This is a genomic window from Bradyrhizobium sp. BR2003 (assembly GCF_009720285.1).
Taxonomy (GTDB): domain Bacteria; phylum Pseudomonadota; class Alphaproteobacteria; order Rhizobiales; family Xanthobacteraceae; genus Bradyrhizobium; species Bradyrhizobium elkanii.
Window position 1 is genome coordinate 130,601 of sequence record NZ_SMYJ01000045.1, and the last position, 15,714, is coordinate 146,314.

The 15,714-nt window shown below is 65.2% G+C and carries 13 protein-coding genes; 4 read left to right on the forward strand and 9 right to left on the reverse strand.

The annotated features are described in order from the left end of the window. Positions 1 to 490: 490 nt before the first annotated feature. The gene (locus E2I15_RS34960; protein WP_137481242.1) at positions 491 to 754 is read right to left on the reverse strand and encodes a hypothetical protein; all 264 of its coding nucleotides are present in this window, start codon (positions 752 to 754) and stop codon (positions 491 to 493) included. A gap of 130 nt (positions 755 to 884) precedes the next feature. Between E2I15_RS34960 and E2I15_RS34965 the strand changes: the two genes are divergently transcribed. Then, positions 885 to 2,501 (forward strand): phosphoenolpyruvate carboxykinase, encoded by a 1,617-nt coding sequence (locus E2I15_RS34965; RefSeq protein WP_137481240.1) that lies wholly within the window; start codon positions 885 to 887, stop codon positions 2,499 to 2,501. 275 nt (positions 2,502 to 2,776) lie between these two features. On the opposite strand, the gene rocF is transcribed toward E2I15_RS34965, so the two are convergent. The 3 genes from rocF to E2I15_RS34980 all read right to left on the reverse strand — a co-directional run bounded on the left by rocF (position 2,777) and on the right by E2I15_RS34980 (position 7,378). Continuing rightward, entirely contained in the window at positions 2,777 to 3,754 is a 978-nt protein-coding gene (gene rocF / locus E2I15_RS34970; protein WP_137481238.1) for an arginase, read from the reverse strand. A gap of 144 nt (positions 3,755 to 3,898) precedes the next feature. Beyond that, a complete protein-coding gene (locus tag E2I15_RS34975) occupies positions 3,899 to 4,720 on the reverse strand; it encodes an acyl-CoA thioesterase (protein ID WP_137481236.1) in 822 nt (273 codons plus the stop codon). A gap of 114 nt (positions 4,721 to 4,834) precedes the next feature. Next, on the reverse strand, positions 4,835 to 7,378 hold the full coding sequence (locus E2I15_RS34980; protein WP_422109867.1) for a glycogen/starch/alpha-glucan phosphorylase: 2,544 nt from the start codon (positions 7,376 to 7,378) through the stop codon (positions 4,835 to 4,837). A 269-nt stretch (positions 7,379 to 7,647) separates the two neighbouring features. Between E2I15_RS34980 and E2I15_RS34985 the strand changes: the two genes are divergently transcribed. Beyond that, a complete protein-coding gene (locus tag E2I15_RS34985) occupies positions 7,648 to 7,881 on the forward strand; it encodes a hypothetical protein (protein WP_137481234.1) in 234 nt (77 codons plus the stop codon). A gap of 282 nt (positions 7,882 to 8,163) precedes the next feature. Here E2I15_RS34985 and E2I15_RS34990 read toward each other — a convergent pair whose 3' ends face one another. Further along, positions 8,164 to 8,427 (reverse strand): GIY-YIG nuclease family protein, encoded by a 264-nt coding sequence (locus E2I15_RS34990; RefSeq protein WP_246668230.1) that lies wholly within the window; start codon positions 8,425 to 8,427, stop codon positions 8,164 to 8,166. A gap of 213 nt (positions 8,428 to 8,640) precedes the next feature. Here E2I15_RS34990 and E2I15_RS34995 point away from each other — a divergent pair, with 213 nt between their 5' ends. Next, complete coding sequence (locus E2I15_RS34995) at positions 8,641 to 9,072, forward strand: hypothetical protein (protein WP_016843277.1); 432 nt, start codon at positions 8,641 to 8,643, stop codon at positions 9,070 to 9,072. A 21-nt stretch (positions 9,073 to 9,093) separates the two neighbouring features. On the opposite strand, the gene E2I15_RS35000 is transcribed toward E2I15_RS34995, so the two are convergent. Together E2I15_RS35000 and pyrE are read right to left on the reverse strand one after the other, a co-directional pair. Next, positions 9,094 to 9,891, reverse strand: a complete 798-nt coding sequence (locus E2I15_RS35000) for a DUF2865 domain-containing protein (protein ID WP_137481232.1) — start codon at positions 9,889 to 9,891, stop codon at positions 9,094 to 9,096. A gap of 188 nt (positions 9,892 to 10,079) precedes the next feature. After that, positions 10,080 to 10,643, reverse strand: coding sequence for an orotate phosphoribosyltransferase (gene pyrE / locus E2I15_RS35005; protein WP_137481230.1), 564 nt, complete (start codon positions 10,641 to 10,643; stop codon positions 10,080 to 10,082). Positions 10,644 to 10,857: 214 nt separating this feature from the next. Between pyrE and E2I15_RS35010 the strand changes: the two genes are divergently transcribed. Next, on the forward strand, positions 10,858 to 11,484 hold the full coding sequence (locus tag E2I15_RS35010) for a glutathione S-transferase family protein (RefSeq protein WP_137481228.1): 627 nt from the start codon (positions 10,858 to 10,860) through the stop codon (positions 11,482 to 11,484). Positions 11,485 to 11,596: 112 nt separating this feature from the next. Here the strand turns inward: E2I15_RS35010 and E2I15_RS35015 are convergent, their stop codons facing one another. Both E2I15_RS35015 and polA read right to left on the reverse strand, forming a co-directional pair. Next, positions 11,597 to 12,232, reverse strand: a complete 636-nt coding sequence (locus E2I15_RS35015; RefSeq protein ID WP_092078615.1) for a LysE family translocator — start codon at positions 12,230 to 12,232, stop codon at positions 11,597 to 11,599. Between the two features lie 421 nt (positions 12,233 to 12,653). Further along, on the reverse strand, positions 12,654 to 15,707 hold the full coding sequence (gene polA / locus E2I15_RS35020) for a DNA polymerase I (RefSeq protein ID WP_137481226.1): 3,054 nt from the start codon (positions 15,705 to 15,707) through the stop codon (positions 12,654 to 12,656). Positions 15,708 to 15,714 lie beyond the last annotated feature (7 nt).

A 15,714-nucleotide genomic window follows, 5' to 3' on the forward strand; every position in this document is an offset into this window, starting at 1 on the left:
CCGCACGGCGGCGCTGCAGCCGCGCCGAGGCATGGTGTCGCATGGCTGCGGCGGTGCGCTTGCGCGGTCGCCGGGGCGAGGCGTCCTTCAACCGCGCGTCGTTTCCAGTCTGCGCGGATTTGACAGCGCGATCATTTCGCGCCGGCATGTCGGTGTGCACGCAAGAATGCTTGGCGCTGCTGCATCGGAAAATCAGCCGGACCGCGATCACCACCGCGACGCCGCGCACGCGCGACCGCGCTGATTGCGTTATCACCGATCGCCAGGATCAGCGATCGTCTCGCCGTCGAAATCCCATGCGTTGCGGAACATTCGCCTCAGTTGAGCATTGATACCATCGGGCTTCGACGAAGGCGTTGTTGAGCGCAATCGAAACTGCTCGTTCAGCAGCTCACACCTGCAGCTCAATGCCGATCAGGCGGTGCCGCGTGCAACACGATAGTGGTCATGCTCGGCTCTGCAGCGCTGCGTCAATGCGCGGCGGCTCATCTCAACGATACATCCTCAGCGCGAATGCATGCCCGGCATTCTCCGCGCCGTTCGCCTCGATCGGCGACGGCGTTGCCCGCCGGCTGGCACTTTTTGTGCATCGCAAAGCTTCGTGCGCGGCGGGAAAGGCGACGAAACGTCGCCCGACTGCCGGGAAAACAACGAGAAAACGAAAACGAGGCGAAAGGGTTTCGCGCTGCGGTATTTGCGCCAGATGATGGGCCTGCCTTGGAATCAGCCAAAAGCCGTTCGATTGGCTTGGCAAGCCCGGCGATCCCCACTATTAGGTCGCCGGACCGAGGCCGAGAGGCTATATTCTGATCACGGTCACCGCGGCGGAGCGCGACTAGCGATATTCGCGCGAACAAGGATACGCGGGTTCGAGGAGGTTCTTCGTGCAAGAGACGGGCGTGCATAACGGTGCCTTCGGCGCCGACAAATTCGGCTTAAAAAATCTCAAGGGCGTGCATTGGAATTATGGCGCACCTCAGCTTTACGAGCATTCGCTGCGTAATGGCGAGGCGGTGCTGTCGGCCGATGGCGCGCTTTGCGCGGACACCGGTGTCTTCACCGGCCGCAGTCCGAAGGACAAGTTCACGGTCCGCGACGGCCTGACCGACAAGAGCATGTGGTGGGCCGGCAACCAGTCGATCACCTCGGAGCAGTTCGCCGCGCTCCATGCCGACTTCCTGAAGCATGCCGAAGGCATGACGCTGTTCGCGCAGGATCTTTACGGCGGCGCCGATCCGAAGCATCGCATCAAGACCCGCGTCTTCACCGAGCTTGCCTGGCACTCGCTGTTCATCCGCACGCTGCTGATCCGCCCCGAGGCGTCGGAGCTCGCGAGCTTCGTGCCCGAACTCACGATCATCGACCTGCCGAGCTTCCGCGCCGATCCGAAGCGTCACGGCTGCAAGTCGGAGAACGTCGTCGCGATCGATTTCGCCCGCAAGATCGTCCTGATCGGCGGCTCGCAATATGCCGGCGAGATGAAGAAGAGCGTGTTCACCACGCTGAACTTCTATTTGCCCGAGAAGGGCGTGATGCCGATGCACTGCTCGGCCAATGTCGGCTCCGACGGCGACACCGCGATCTTCTTCGGCCTGTCCGGCACCGGCAAGACCACGCTCTCGGCCGATCCCAAGCGCACGCTGATCGGCGATGACGAGCATGGCTGGAGCGAGGACGGCGTCTTCAATTTCGAAGGCGGCTGCTACGCCAAATGCATCAAGCTGTCGGGCGAAGCCGAGCCGGAAATCTACGCCGCCAGCAAGCGCTTTGGCGCGGTGCTGGAAAACGTCGTGCTCGGCGCCAACGATCGCGTACCCGATTTCGACGACGGCTCGAAGACCGAGAACACCCGCTCGGCCTATCCGCTCGATTTCATCCCGAACGCCTCGCGCACCGGCTGCGCGCCGCATCCGAAGAACGTCGTGATGCTCGCCGCCGACGCCTTCGGCGTGATGCCGCCGATCGCCAAGCTGACGCCGGCGCAGGCGATGTATCACTTCCTGTCCGGCTACACCGCGAAGGTCGCCGGCACCGAGCGCGGCCTCGGCAACGAGCCGCAGCCGGAATTCTCCACCTGCTTCGGTTCGCCGTTCCTGCCGCGCGATCCGTCGGTTTACGGCAACATGCTGCGCGAACTGATCGCCAAGCACAATGTCGATTGCTGGCTGGTCAACACCGGCTGGACCGGCGGCAAGTACGGCACCGGCCGTCGCATGCCGATCAAGGTGACCCGCGCGCTGCTCACCGCCGCGCTGAACGGCTCGCTCCGCAACGCCGACTTCCGCACCGACAGGTATTTCGGCTTCGCGGTGCCGACCTCGCTGCCGGGCGTCGAGCCGCACATCCTCGATCCGATCAAGACCTGGGCCGACAAGGTCGAGTTCGACAAGACCGCGCGTGCGCTGGTCGGCATGTTCCAGAAGAACTTCGCCAAGTTCGAAGCGCAGGTCGACGCCGAAGTCCGCGCCGCCGCGCCGGAAGTGAAGCTGGCGGCGGAGTAATTCGCTCGCGCCGATCTTCGCGATTTGAAAAGGCGGCCCTCGTGGCCGCCTTTTTGTTTTTCGACGTCATCAGCGAAGCGTGCACCTTGTCCATCCGTCAAGCTGAGCAGCGAACGGCGCCACATACTCCACCGTCGTCCCGGCGAAGGCCGGGAGACCCATACTCCGCAGCGGGTGTTGTGAATGGGACTCGTCGTTCCGACGTCGCGCAACAATGACCATCGGTGGTTATGGGTCCCGGCCTTCGCCGGGACGACATCGAGTGTGTTGCTTCGCTACTCCCCCATCTCCGGCAGCACCGCGTTGCTCGGCGTCTGCCGGTCGGTGATCTGCAGGCCGAACAGGCTGCCGATCAATTCGACCGCGACGCGCGCGGTGCGGCCGCGCTCGTCGAGGAAGGGGTTGAGCTCGACGATGTCGAGCGAGCGCACCAGCCCGGAATCGTGCAGCAGCTCCATGATGAGATGGGCTTCCCGATAGGTCGCGCCGCCCGGCACCGTGGTGCCGACGCCGGGCGCCACCGCCGGATCGAGGAAGTCGACATCGAACGAGACGTGCAGCACGCCGTTCTTCGCCCTGACGCGTTCGATGACGCGGCGCGTGAGCACCGCGACGCCGAACTCGTCGATCTGGCGCATGTCCGCGATCGACACATTGCGCTGCCGCAGCAGCTTGCGCTCCAGCGGATCGACCGAGCGGGTGCCGATCAGGTCGAGCTGATCGGGTGGGATCGAGGCGCGCGGCAGCCCGCCGAGCAAATCGTCGAGACCAGGCTCGCCGCACAGGAACGCGGCCGACATGCCGTGCATGTTGCCGGTGATGGTGGTGGCCGGCGTGTTGTAGTCGGCATGCGCGTCGACCCACAGCGCAAACAGCGGCCGGCCCTTTTCCTGCCAGTAGCGCGCGACGCCGTTGATCGACCCCATCGACAATGAGTGATCGCCGCCCATGAAGATCGGGATCGCGCCGGAATGCGCCAGCCAATAGGCGCGCTCGGAGAGCGCGCGGGTCCAGGTCTTCACCTCGTCATAGAACCTGGTGTTGGCCGGCACCGGGCCGTCGGCGATCACCTGGGGGATCGCAAGGTTGCCGTGGTCGTCGACCTGGAAGTCGAGCTGCTCGAGCAGGCGCGCGATGCCCGCGGTGCGCAGCGCGTCCGGCCCCATCAGCGGGCCGGCCTGCGACGCGCCGATCTCGATGGGAACGCCGAGCAGGGCGATGCGCGAGGGCTTTGAAGTGCCGGCTTCGGACATGCAGCAGTGCTCCCAAAGGTGTGGAACAGAAGCGACGTGCCAATGTTCCCTCAACCCTTGAAATAGGCAATGCGGTCGTCACAGACCAATGTGGATATTTGTCTACGGCTCCACGCGAGCCGGTGGCCGATCCGCTCGAAACGCCTACGCCTTGAAATAAGCGATCTGCGTCGTGGTCGCGAGCAGCCGGCCGGAGGGCGACCACAATTCGCCGTGTTGGTCGCCGTAGCTCTTGTGGAAGGTCTTGGCGTCGGCTGTGGCGAGCACGCGGGTGGTATCCTCCGCATCCAGGTCGGCCGCGTCGGCGTGGAAATAGGTCGTCAGCGACACGGTGCCGAACGGCACCAGCTCGTGCCTTGCGTGGAAGACGCGGCCGAAGAACGCGTCCGACATCGACATCAGCGACAGCGCATCGAGCTTGCGCGGCACACGGTCGGCGATCCAGAGTTTTGAGTAGGGGCTCGATAGCTGCTGCGCGGCGCCGCCGCCGGCGAACTTCGGCTCGCCCTCGGCGAAGCGGAAATCGTACTGGTTGGCCCAGGTCATCTTGAGCTTCGGAAAGGACCGCAGCTGTTCGAAAGACACGGCGCCGGGAAACCCGGCCGGCTGGTGCGACCAGGACGGGCGGCGCTCGGCGAACACGGCCGTCGCCAGCGTCGCGACCTCGCCGCCGCCCTGCGTCATCTCGACCGACCAGTGCTGGCTCGAGCGGTTGGCCTTGACCAGGCGGACATCGAGATCGAACGCGCCCTCGGCGACCGGCGCACAGTAGTTGACCGTCAGCGCCAGCGGATCGCCCGCGCGCTGCGGGTGCTGCATCAGTGCGCGCAGGATCGTCGCGGCCGTGCAGCCGCCGAACGGGCCGACGAACGCCCAGTAGTCCGGACTGGTCCGTCCCTGCCAGCGGCTGTCGCCGGCGGTCACGGCGGTGGCTTCATCGAAAAGGTGCGGGGTCTTGGTGAGCATGCAGATCTTTCAGTATCGACTGGCGTCAGGAGCAATGACGTCCGTCATGCAATATCGCGAGCAACGGCGCGGAATTCAATGACGTCGGGCGTAATCGATTTCCGCGTCCCGGGATTATGCCTTCGCCTCGCGCTGGTTGCCGAGTTGCGGCGAGGCGCCCGGATGCACCGGCACGTGCCAGATGTCCTCGGCATATTCGCGGATGGTGCGGTCGGAGGAGAACCACGCCATGCGCGCGACGTTGAGGATCGAGGCGCGGGTCCAGGCGGAAGGCACGCGCCAGCGGGCGTCGATGCCGCGCTGCGCGTCGTAATAGGAATCGAAATCGGCCGAGACCATGTAGTGATCGAGGTAGCGCAGCGCGTGCCCGATCGAGGCGAAGCGGGCGGCATCGCCGGGCGAGAACTCGCCGCTCTCGATGGCGCGGATCGCGCGCTCGAGCCGCTGCGATTTGCGGATCACGTCGCTGGCGTCGAGCCCCTGCTTGCGGCGGACCATGACGTCGCCGGCCTCGAGGCCGAAGATCGCGATGTTCTCCTCGCCGACATTGTCGCGGATCTCGATATTGGCACCGTCGAGCGTGCCGATCGTCAGTGCGCCGTTCAGCGCGAGCTTCATGTTGCCGGTGCCGGAGGCCTCCATGCCGGCGGTCGAGATCTGCTCGGAGAGATCGGCGGCCGGAATGATCACCTCGGCGAGGCTGACATTGTAGTCGGCGAGGAAGGCGACCTTCAGCCTGCCGCCGAGCGATGGGTCGTTATTGACGACCTCGGCGACGTCGTTGATCAGCTTGATGATCAGCTTGGCGTAGCGGTAGCTTGCGGCGGCCTTGCCGGCGAAGATTTTCACGCGCGGCACCCAGTCGCGCTGCGGCTCGTCCTTCATCGCGTGGTACAGCGCGATCGTCTCCAGGATGTTGAGCAGCTGCCGCTTGTATTCGTGGATGCGCTTGATCTGCACGTCGAACAGCGCCGACGGGTCGACCTGGATGTGGTTGCGCTCGCGGATCAGCCGCGCCAGCGCCAGCTTGTTGTGATGCTTGACGTCGCGGAAGCGCTTCTGGAATTCCAGATCGCTCGAATGGGTCTCGAGCCGCTCGAGCAGCGAGAAGTCGTCGAGCACGGCCTCGCCGCAGGTCTCGCGCAGCAGCGCGGTCAGCCGCGGGTTGGCCAGCATCAGCCAGCGGCGGAAGGTGATGCCGTTGGTCTTGTTGGTGATGCGCGACGGATAGAGATGGTGCAGGTCGTGGAACACGGTCTCCTTCATCAGGTCGGAATGCATCGCGGAGACGCCGTTGATGCGGTGCGAGCCGACGAAGGCGAGTTGGCCCATCCGCACCCGGCGGCCGCTGCGCTCGTCGATCAGCGAGACCGAGGCGCGGTATTCGATGTCGCCGGGGAAGCGTTCCTCAGCGAGCGCGAGATGGGCCACATTGATGCGGTAGATGATCTCGAGATGCCGCGGCAGCAGCCGCTCGAACAATTCGACCGGCCAGGTCTCGAGCGCCTCCGGCAGCAGCGTGTGGTTGGTGTAGGACAGCGTCGCGACCGTGATCTTCCAGGCCTCGTCCCAGCGGAAATTGTGCAGGTCGACCAGGATGCGCATCAGCTCGGTGACCGCAAGGCTCGGATGGGTGTCGTTGAGCTGCACCGCCGCCTTCTGTGCGAGGTTGCGCAGGCCGCCGTCGGAGGCGAGATGCCGCTTCACGAGATCCTGCAACGAGGCCGAGACGAAGAAATATTCCTGGCGCAGCCGCAGCTCGCGCCCCGCCGCGCTCTCGTCGTTCGGATACAGGAATTTGCAGATCGCTTCCGCGCGCGCCTGCTCGGCGCTGGCCGAGACGTAGTCGCCGGTGTTGAAGACGTCGAGCTGGAGCGGATCGGGCGCATGCGCCGACCACAGCCGCAGCGCGTTGACGTGCTGGCCGCGCCAGCCGACGATCGGCGTGTCGTAGGCCATGGCCTCGACGGTTTCCGCCGGGTGCCAGGTGGCGCGGTCGCGGCCGCGGTCGTCGACATGCTCGACATGGCCGCCGAAGTGAACGTTGTAGACCACCTCCGGCCGCTGGAATTCCCAGGGATTGCCGAAGGCGAGCCACTCGTCGGGATATTCCTGCTGCCAGCCATGGTTCATGATCTGGCGGAACAGGCCGAAATCGTAGCGGATGCCGTAGCCGGTTGCGGGGATCGCCAGCGTCGCCATGCTCTCCATGAAGCAGGCCGCAAGCCGTCCGAGGCCGCCATTGCCGAGCGCCGCATCCGGCTCGCATTTGCGCAGGTCCGAGAGATCGACGCCGAGGTCGCCGAGCGCCGCCTCGAACAGCGGCAGCAATCCCATATTGTTGAGCGCGTCGGTGAACAGGCGGCCGATCAGGAACTCGAGCGAGAGATAGTAGACGCGCTTGGCGCCGGCGTCGTAGCTTTGCTTCTCGGCCGTCAGCCAGTGGTGCACGATGCGGTCCCGCAGCGTCAGCGCCGCGGCCTTGTACCAGTCGCGTCTGGTCGCAACGGTGGCGTCCTTGCCGATCGCAAGCCGGAGCTTGGCGAGGATCGCGCTCTTGATCTCGGTCAGCGCCAGCTCATCGATCGGCTGGTTCAATGCCGGGTAGTTTGCCTGTTCCTGCAACGCGCCCAATCCCTGCCGTTCAAACCGGAACATGATGCGATGATGCGCGTCATGACCCCATCTCATTGGTGGAGCATGGTTCCCCCGGGAAATTCCGGTTCCGCAGCCTTCCGATCATGCTCCAGCGCAATGATACCCGCGTTGCATGGCAATCGAAACCGTCAGGGACGATGCCATACACAGCGCTGCCGTGATTTTATGCAAGGACCGGGCCGCTTCGGGAACTTCCGGACCAGCCGTCATGGGTGCTACGATGGCCTGTAAAAGCCGGGATTTCGCGACAATCGACCGGAGGATGCGTGATGAGACTCTTGATCGAGATCGCGGCCGCGGCGTTGCTGGTGGTGTGCATCACGGCGACCAGCGCAGCCGAGGCGGGCGGCAAACCGGGTCGCAGCGCCGACGGCTTGAGCTGCGGCTTCAGTGTTACTCAGAACGCATCACCGGCCGCGCGCTGCGCCGCCATCAAGCGGCAATGCGGCGGCAAGTTCTACGCAAATGCCTGCGGCGACAAACTGCTCTCGGCAGCGAATTGAGCGGCCGCGCAACGCGCCTTCGCGCCCAATCGGAACACCGTGGTGATACGGATTTTCAGGGCTTAACGGAGCCTTTACAAACGCAGCTGTCGCTCGTGGGGCGGGCACATTTTTCAGCTCCGACGCATTTCATTCCGAAGCCATTTTCAACGGGCCGCTGACCTGCTCAGCGGCCCGAATTGCTTTGCGGGCAGGCATGCACGGCGAACGCTTTATCATGGGGTATAGGTAGTCACCGCAATTCGTCGCCCCGGCGAAGGCCGGGGCCCATAACCACAGCCGTTAGAGAAGATGGGACAGGTCGCCCCACTCCGGATTGTCTTGCTCGATCAGGCGAATCTTCCAGTCGCGGCGCCATTCCTTCAGCGCTTTTTCCCGTGCGATCGCCTCCTGTGGTGAAGCGTAGACCTCCACGTAAACCAGTCGTGTGACGCCGTACTTCTTGACGAACTGTGAGCCGCGTCCAGGGCGATGAAGCGCAAGCCGATTGCCAATACCGTTGGTGACGCCGACATAGAGCGTCCCATGGCGGCGGCTCGCGAGAATCTAGACGTAATAGACTGCGGCATTCATTTCAGGGCACCGATCACGTGAGATGTCCGATCGCGGTGGTTATGGGCCCCGGCCTTCGCCGGGGCGACGTTCATTAATGTGATCAGAACGAATTAAGAACACTTTAGCAAGTCTTTGATATATCATTGTGATTCGGCGCCTGCGCCGACACAATATCTATGGTCTCCCAGTCTCCGCGAGGACTACATGTCCACCATCGCCTTTGATCAATTCGCTCTGACCCGGATTGCCGATTTCGCGCGGTCGCTGTCGCGGCTGCACCAAGCCTCGCGGCGCCAGCCGATCGATGACGACCAGCTCGATCGCGAGTTCAACGCGGTCTGCATGTCGATCTGGGGCTACACCACGGACGATTTCAGCGACGAGCTGTTCTCGGACGAGGACCACGCCTGGCTCGATTCGCTCGATGAAGCGCATGCGCGGATCTTCGCCGGCGAGCAGGGTTATGATCTCGTCGACGATCACGGCATGCTGACGGACTGGTGGGGCTATTGCTGGATGATCCTCGCCGAGAAGCGCGGCATCCTCAATCCGGAGAACCGCGCGGCCGCGCGGGCCGCGATCGAGGAGAAATACATGGCCGCGCCGAACGTGATCGGCGTGATCGTGGCGCGCTGATAGGCGCTCAACTCGAAGCCGTCAGTTCGCCTCGGCCCGCTTGGCGGGCTTCGCGGCGTTGCCCTTCGGCGCAACAGACGACGGCGCCGACGGCGCGACATCGCTTCTGGTTTCCGGCAGCGGCGCATCGCCCGCGATCTCGGCGCTGACGGGGGCGACCTTCATCTCGCCGAGCCGCGCGCGGACTGCCGAGGTCAATCCGGGATAGGAGGCGACCGGCGTGAAGTCGAACGACTGCTCGTTGCCGACACGGATGCCGGTGTAGGCGACGAGGCCGTCGGTGGTCGCGATCACGTCGCCGGCACGCAGCGAGGCATCGAGCGCGAGGTCGACCGGCGCGAGCCCCGCCGGGTCGCGGCCGTTGCAGGTGCAGTCGGCGCGCAGCGCCTTGCGATAGGCGAAAGCGTTCTCGCTGTCGGCGTAGCGCTCACCCGTGGCCGAGGCGGAGCTGTCGATATGGCTGCCGTAATAGACCTTGGTCGCGCTCGCCGGGCAGAAGGCCTGGCAAAGCTGCGCCGGCGTGGCGTTGCCGCGCATCGTCAGCGGAAAATATTTGCCGTCGCAGCTGCGTACGCAATATGCCGGTCCGGAACCGGCCACGCGCGGCGCCGAGATGGGGGCGGACGGCTGCCGTTCCGCCTGCTGGTTGAGGCCGAACGGGTCGGCGAAGAAATTGGCTTGCGGCGGCGCCTGCCGGCCCTGCTGCTTCTGGGAACCGCCGAAGAAGAAGTCGAACAGCCCTTCGGCCGACACAGGCGCGGGCACTACCAGGATGGAACCCGCAAAGGCTGCGGCGGCAAGCATCACGCGGCGCCGCATGCGCCGATCATTCAACTCTGTACGCAACGCCAACTCCACCCGACGCGCCACGCCGCGGCGACAAGGTGCCCCGGCGGACTCACCATAGTGCGGGATGGTAAACGAGCGATTGATTGAGGGTGACGGCGTCACATGAAACGCGCACCGCGCGGCGATACGCGACGACGGGAGATAGCCGCGAAAGAGCCTCAGTCCTTCAGGAACTCGCCCGCCTTGTACAGCGCGCGGAACGGCAAGCCGGCTTCGGAAAACGTCTCGGTCGCGCCTTCCTCCCGGTCGACCATGGTGAAGACCAGCGCGATCTCGCCGCCGGCCTCGCGCACGGCTTCCACCGCCTTCAGCGCCGAGCCGCCTGTCGTGGTGACGTCCTCGACGATCACGATGCGCTTGCCCGCAAGGCTCTCGCCCTTCGCGAGCCCTTCGACGGAAAGCTTCGCGCCATGCTCCTTCGGCTTCTTGCGCACGAAGAACGCCGCGATCGGGTGGCCCTTCAGCCAGGACAGCTGCGCGATCGCGCCGGCGAGCGGCACCGCGCCCATCTCGAGCCCGCCGACGAAGTCGAGCTTGTCGTCCTTCAGCGCTTCATAGGTGAGCTCGGCGAGCAGCGCCGCGCCCTCGGGATCGAGCATCGTCGGCTTCAGGTTGAAATAGAAGTCGCTCTTGCGGCCCGACGCCAGCGTGATCTCGCCGCGGCCGAACGAACGCTTGCGGATGATCTCGGCGAGGCGGGCGCGGGAGGCTGATTTGGACAAAGACTTTTTCCCTTGAGGGTTTGAGGCGGGCGGCAATCTATCCACGCTTACCGGCACATTCCAGCGTGGAAATCGGGCCGTCAACAGTGCCCAAGCCGCGATTTCCGCGGGCGTGCTTTCCGGAAAGCGCGGTTGTGCGGCCGTTCCGTTCCCCGTAAGCAGGCGCCAAACACTCGGCCAAACACTTGCCCAAACACTTGCACGGGAAGCGGAAATGACCATCGAGCTGCACACCTGGAACACCCCCAACGGCCGCAAGATCTCGGTCGCGCTGGAGGAAATGGGCCTGCCCTACAAGGTGATCCCGGTGAACATCAGCAAGGGCGAACAGATGGCGCCCGCCTTCCTTGCGATCAGCCCGAACAACAAGATCCCGGCGATCGTCGATCCGGGTGGGCCGGGCGGCAAGCCGGTCAGCATTTTCGAGTCCGGCGCGATCCTGCTCTATCTCGGCGAGAAGACCGGCAAATTCCTGCCGAAACCGCTCGCGGAGCGGATTCCGGTCTATGAGTGGCTGATGTGGCAGATGGGCGGCTTCGGCCCGATGCCGGGCCAGGTGCACCATTTCATCGCGCTGGAGAACGAGCAGGACCGCGCCTACGGCCTGAAGCGCTACATGGCCGAGACGCGGCGACTCTACGGCGTGCTGGATCGCCGGCTTGATGGGCGCGAATTCGTCGCCGGCGATCTCTCGGTCGCCGATTTCGCCATCCTCGGCTGGGCCTGGCGCCATCCGCGCCACAAGGTCGACCTGGCCGACTTCCCCAACGTCAAGCGCTGGTACGAGACGCTGATGGCCCGCCCCGCGACGAGGCGGGGAATGGACGCGAAGCTGGATTGATTGGGTGTGTCATTGCCGGGCTTGACCCGGCAATCCATCCTCTTCGCAAGACCCTTTGGTTGCCGCCCCGCTTGAGCGGGCGATGGTCAAGCCCGCGCACGACGAGTCGGGCTCACGCCCTTCGCGCCTCGAGTGCCATCTTCATCGCCAGCCCCGCCAGCACCGTGCCCATCAGCCAGCGCTGCACCAATAGCCAGGTCGGGCGGGTGCCGAGGAACACCGCGATCGAACCGGCGGCCAGCGCGATCATCGCGTTGACGCTGACGCTGATCACGATCTGGATCGAGCCGAGCGCGAGCGACTGCGTCAGGACGCTGCCGCCGGCGGGATCGATGAACTGCGGCAGCAGCGCCAGATAGAGCATGGCGATCTTCGGGTTCAAAAGATTGGTGACAAAGCCCATCGCGAACAATTTGCGCGGGCCGTCGACCTTCAGCGCCTTGACCTGGAACGGCGAGCGGCCGCCGGGCTTCAACGCCTGCCACGCCAGCCAGAGCAGATAGCCCGCGCCGGCAAAGCGCAGCGCGTCATAGGCGTAGGGAATCGCAAACAGCAATGCGGTGATGCCGAACGCCGCGCACAGCATGTAGAACACGAAGCCGAGCGCCACGCCGCCGAGCGAGACGATGCCTGCGGCCGGCCCCTGCGTGATCGAGCGCGAGATCAGATAGATCATGTTCGGCCCCGGCGTCAGCACCATGCCGAGGCAGATGAGCGCAAAGCCGAGCAGAGCGGATGTGTGGGGCATGTTTGGTCTCGCGAGGGATACGCACACTTCTAGCGTGTTGTCCGTCGCGCGGCCATGCTGGAATTGCTCTCGGAGCAATGTGGCCTGAGCGGCGGTGGTAGTGCGACAATCTCGGCCGGAACGGCTGATCGCATACGGCCAGTAAGGCGAGCACATCGGTCAGGCTCCCTCTCCCCTTGCGGGAGAGGGTGGGGCGAGGGGTTAGCCCCGGGCGAGATAATTGATGGACGCGCGGCTCGTGCAATATCGAACCGCGCGTCAGCGAAACTCATGTTGAGAGCACGTCGTGTAATACCCCTCTCCCCAACCCTCCCCCGCAAGGGGGGAGGGAGCCCGTCTGCCGGTGCTCACCTTACTTGCACGGAGATAGCGTCACTTCACCAATGAGCAGCCACCGTCCGCGAGCCCCGCTCCTGAAACCCTAATGCGCCTCGTCCCAATTGTTCGCCGCGCGGGCATCGACCTGCAGCGGCAGCGACAGGATCACCGCCGGGAACGGCGCGTCCTGCATCACCTTCTGCACCACCGGCAGCGTCGCCGCGACCTCGTCGTCCGGCACCTCGAAGATCAGTTCGTCATGCACCTGCAAAAGCATCTGCGCCGAGAGCTTCTTCTCGGCGAGCGCGTCCTCGACGCGGATCATGGCGCGGCGGATGATGTCGGCCGCGGTGCCCTGCAGGCGCGCATTGATCGCGGCGCGTTCGTTGAAGGCGCGCACCGAGGCGTTGGAGGCCTTGATGTCGGGGTAGTAGCACTTGCGCCCGAACAGCGTCGTCACATAGCCGTTGCGGCGGCAGAAATCCTTGGTCTCGTCCATATAGGCGCGGATGCCCGGGAAGCGCTCGAAGTATTTCTTGATGTAGGCCGAGGCCTCTTCGCGCGCGATGCCGAGCTGGTTGGCGAGACCGAACGCCGAGATGCCGTAGATGATGCCGAAATTGATCGCCTTGGCGCGGCGGCGCACCTCGCTCGGCATGTCCTTGATCGGCACGCCGAACATTTCGGAGGCGGTCATGGCGTGAATGTCGAGCCCGTCGCGGAAGGCCTGGCGCAGCACCGGCACGTCGGCGATCTCGGCGAGCAGCCGCAATTCGATCTGGGAGTAGTCGGCCGACACCAGCTTGTGGCCGGGCGTTGCGATGAAGGCGCGGCGGATCTTGCGGCCGTCCTCGGTACGAACCGGGATGTTCTGCAGGTTCGGCTCGTTCGACGACAGCCGGCCCGTGGTGGTCGCGGCCAGCGCGTAGGTGGTATGGACGCGATGGGTCTGCGGATTGACGTAGGTCGGCAGCGCGTCGGTGTAGGTCGATTTCAGCTTCGAGACCTGGCGCCACTCCAGGATCTTCTTCGGGAATTCGTGGCCCTGCTCGGCGAGCTCGTCGAGCACCTGCGCGGTGGTCGACCACGCGCCGGTCTTGGTCTTGCTGCCGCCGGGCAATCCCATCTTGCCGAAGATGATGTCGCCGATCTGCTTCGGACTGCCGACATTGACCGGCTCGCCGGCGATCTCCTGGATCTCGGCCTCGACGCGCGCCGCGGTCTGGGCGAAATCGCCCGACAGCCGCGACAGCACCTGGCGATCGATCGAGATGCCGCGCCGCTCCATCCGCGCCAGCACCGAGACCAGCGGCCGCTCCAGCGTCTCGTACACCGTCGCCATCCGCTCGGCTACGAGACGCGGCTTCAGCACCCGCCACAGCCGCAGGATCACGTCGGCGCTTTCGGCCGCATACTCGCTGGCCTTGTCGATCGTGACCTGATCGAAGGTCAGCTTGCCCTTGCCGCTGCCGACGAGGCCGCCATAGTTGACGACGGCGTGGCCGAACCAGCGCTCGGCGAGCGCCTCCAGCGCATGCGAGCCGCGGCCGGCATCGAGCGCGTAGCTCATCAGCTGCGCATCGTCGATGTTGCGCAGCGTGATTCCGTGCTGCGCCAGCATCACCGAGGTGAACTTGACGTCGAAGCCGACCTTCTGGATGCCGACGGACTCCAGCAGCGGCTTGAGCGCCGCCAGCGCCTCGGCCGTCTTGATCTGGCCGGGCGCGAGGCCGGCATCGAACAGGCCGGCACCGCCGCCGGCCTGCCGGTGAGTGAGCGGGACGTAACACGCATCGTTCGGCGCCAGCGCCAGTGCAAGGCCCGCGAGCTCGCCCTGCATCGGGTCGATCGATTCCGACATCGCCTCGATCGCGACGTAGCCGGTGTCGGGCACGCGGGCGATGAAGGCGTCGAGCTGCTCGAGGCTGCCGATCGCCTGATACGCCTTGCGGTCGAAGCCGGTCTTGCGGATCGCCTCGCCACGGGCCTCGGCCAGCGTCGCCGGCGTGCCCTTCAGGCTCGAGTTCTTGTCGTCACGCGCGCCGGTCGGCTTGGCTTTCGGCAGCGGTGCCGCGGCCGATGTCGGCGCGTCTCCGGGCGCCGGCGTCACATCCGACGGCGGCAATGGCGAGAACACGCTCGCGCCGCTCTTGTTACCGGGATCGGCATCGACATTGGCCGGGTCGATCTGCGCGTAGTCGGCGACGCGGCGGGTGAGGGTGGTGAACTCCATCGCCTTGAGGAAGGCGATCAGCCGGCGCGAGTCGGGCTCGTGCACGGCGAGGTCGTCGAGCGGCACTTCGAGATCGACCTTGTCGTCGAGCAGCACCAGCTGGCGCGAGATGCGCGCCTTCTCGGCGTTCTCGAGCAGCGCCTCGCGCCGCTTCGGCTGCTTGATCTCGCCCGCGCGGAACAGCAGCTGATCGAGGTCGCCATATTCGATGATCAGCTGCGCTGCGGTCTTGATGCCGATGCCGGGCACGCCGGGCACGTTGTCGGTGGAATCGCCGGCCAGTGCCTGCACCTCGACCACCTTCTCCGGCGGCACGCCGAACTTCTCGATCACCTCGTCGCGGCCGATGCGGCGATCCTTCATCGTGTCGTACATCACGACCTTGTCGTTGACGAGCTGCATCAGATCCTTGTCCGATGACACGATCGTCGTGGTCGCGCCGCGCTCGCTGGCGAGCCGCGCATAGGTCGCGATCAGATCGTCGGCCTCGAAGCCGACCTGTTCGAGGCAGGGCAGTTCGAAGGCGCGCACCGCCTCGCGGATCAGCGCGAATTGCGGGATCAAATCGTCGGGCGCCGGCGGCCGGTGCGCCTTGTAGTCGGGATAGAGCTTGTTGCGGAACGTGATCTCCGACTTGTCGAACACGATCGCCAGATGCGTCGGCCGGTTGTCCTCGGGCATGTCGCGCAACAGCTTCCACAGCATGTTGCAGAAGCCGAGCACGGCGTTGACCTGCAGCCCGTCGGATTTGCGGTTCAGCGGCGGCAGCGCGTGGTAGGCGCGGAAGATGTAGGACGAGCCGTCGACCAGGAAGACATGGTCGCCCTTCGCCGCGGGCCTGGCAGCGACAGGCTTGGCGGCAACGGGCTTGGGGGCGGTCTTCGATGCGGGCTTGGCGGGGGCTTTGGAGGCTGTTTTCGGCATGGCCGAA

What these genes read in the sequence shown, in the direction of transcription:
- E2I15_RS34985 (WP_137481234.1), top strand. Translation starts at nt 7,648, where the DNA reads ATGAGACTCTTGATCGAGATCGCGGCCGCGGCGTTGCTGGTGGTGTGC.
- rocF (WP_137481238.1), bottom strand. Translation starts at nt 3,754, where the DNA reads ATGTCCGAAGCCGGCACTTCAAAGCCCTCGCGCATCGCCCTGCTCGGC.
- E2I15_RS35015 (WP_092078615.1), bottom strand. Translation starts at nt 12,232, where the DNA reads ATGCCCCACACATCCGCTCTGCTCGGCTTTGCGCTCATCTGCCTCGGC.
- E2I15_RS35010 (WP_137481228.1), top strand. Translation starts at nt 10,858, where the DNA reads ATGACCATCGAGCTGCACACCTGGAACACCCCCAACGGCCGCAAGATC.
- E2I15_RS34975 (WP_137481236.1), bottom strand. Translation starts at nt 4,720, where the DNA reads ATGCTCACCAAGACCCCGCACCTTTTCGATGAAGCCACCGCCGTGACC.
- polA (WP_137481226.1), bottom strand. Translation starts at nt 15,707, where the DNA reads ATGCCGAAAACAGCCTCCAAAGCCCCCGCCAAGCCCGCATCGAAGACC.
- E2I15_RS34995 (WP_016843277.1), top strand. Translation starts at nt 8,641, where the DNA reads ATGTCCACCATCGCCTTTGATCAATTCGCTCTGACCCGGATTGCCGAT.
- E2I15_RS34980 (WP_422109867.1), bottom strand. Translation starts at nt 7,378, where the DNA reads ATGTTCCGGTTTGAACGGCAGGGATTGGGCGCGTTGCAGGAACAGGCA.
- E2I15_RS35000 (WP_137481232.1), bottom strand. Translation starts at nt 9,891, where the DNA reads ATGCGGCGCCGCGTGATGCTTGCCGCCGCAGCCTTTGCGGGTTCCATC.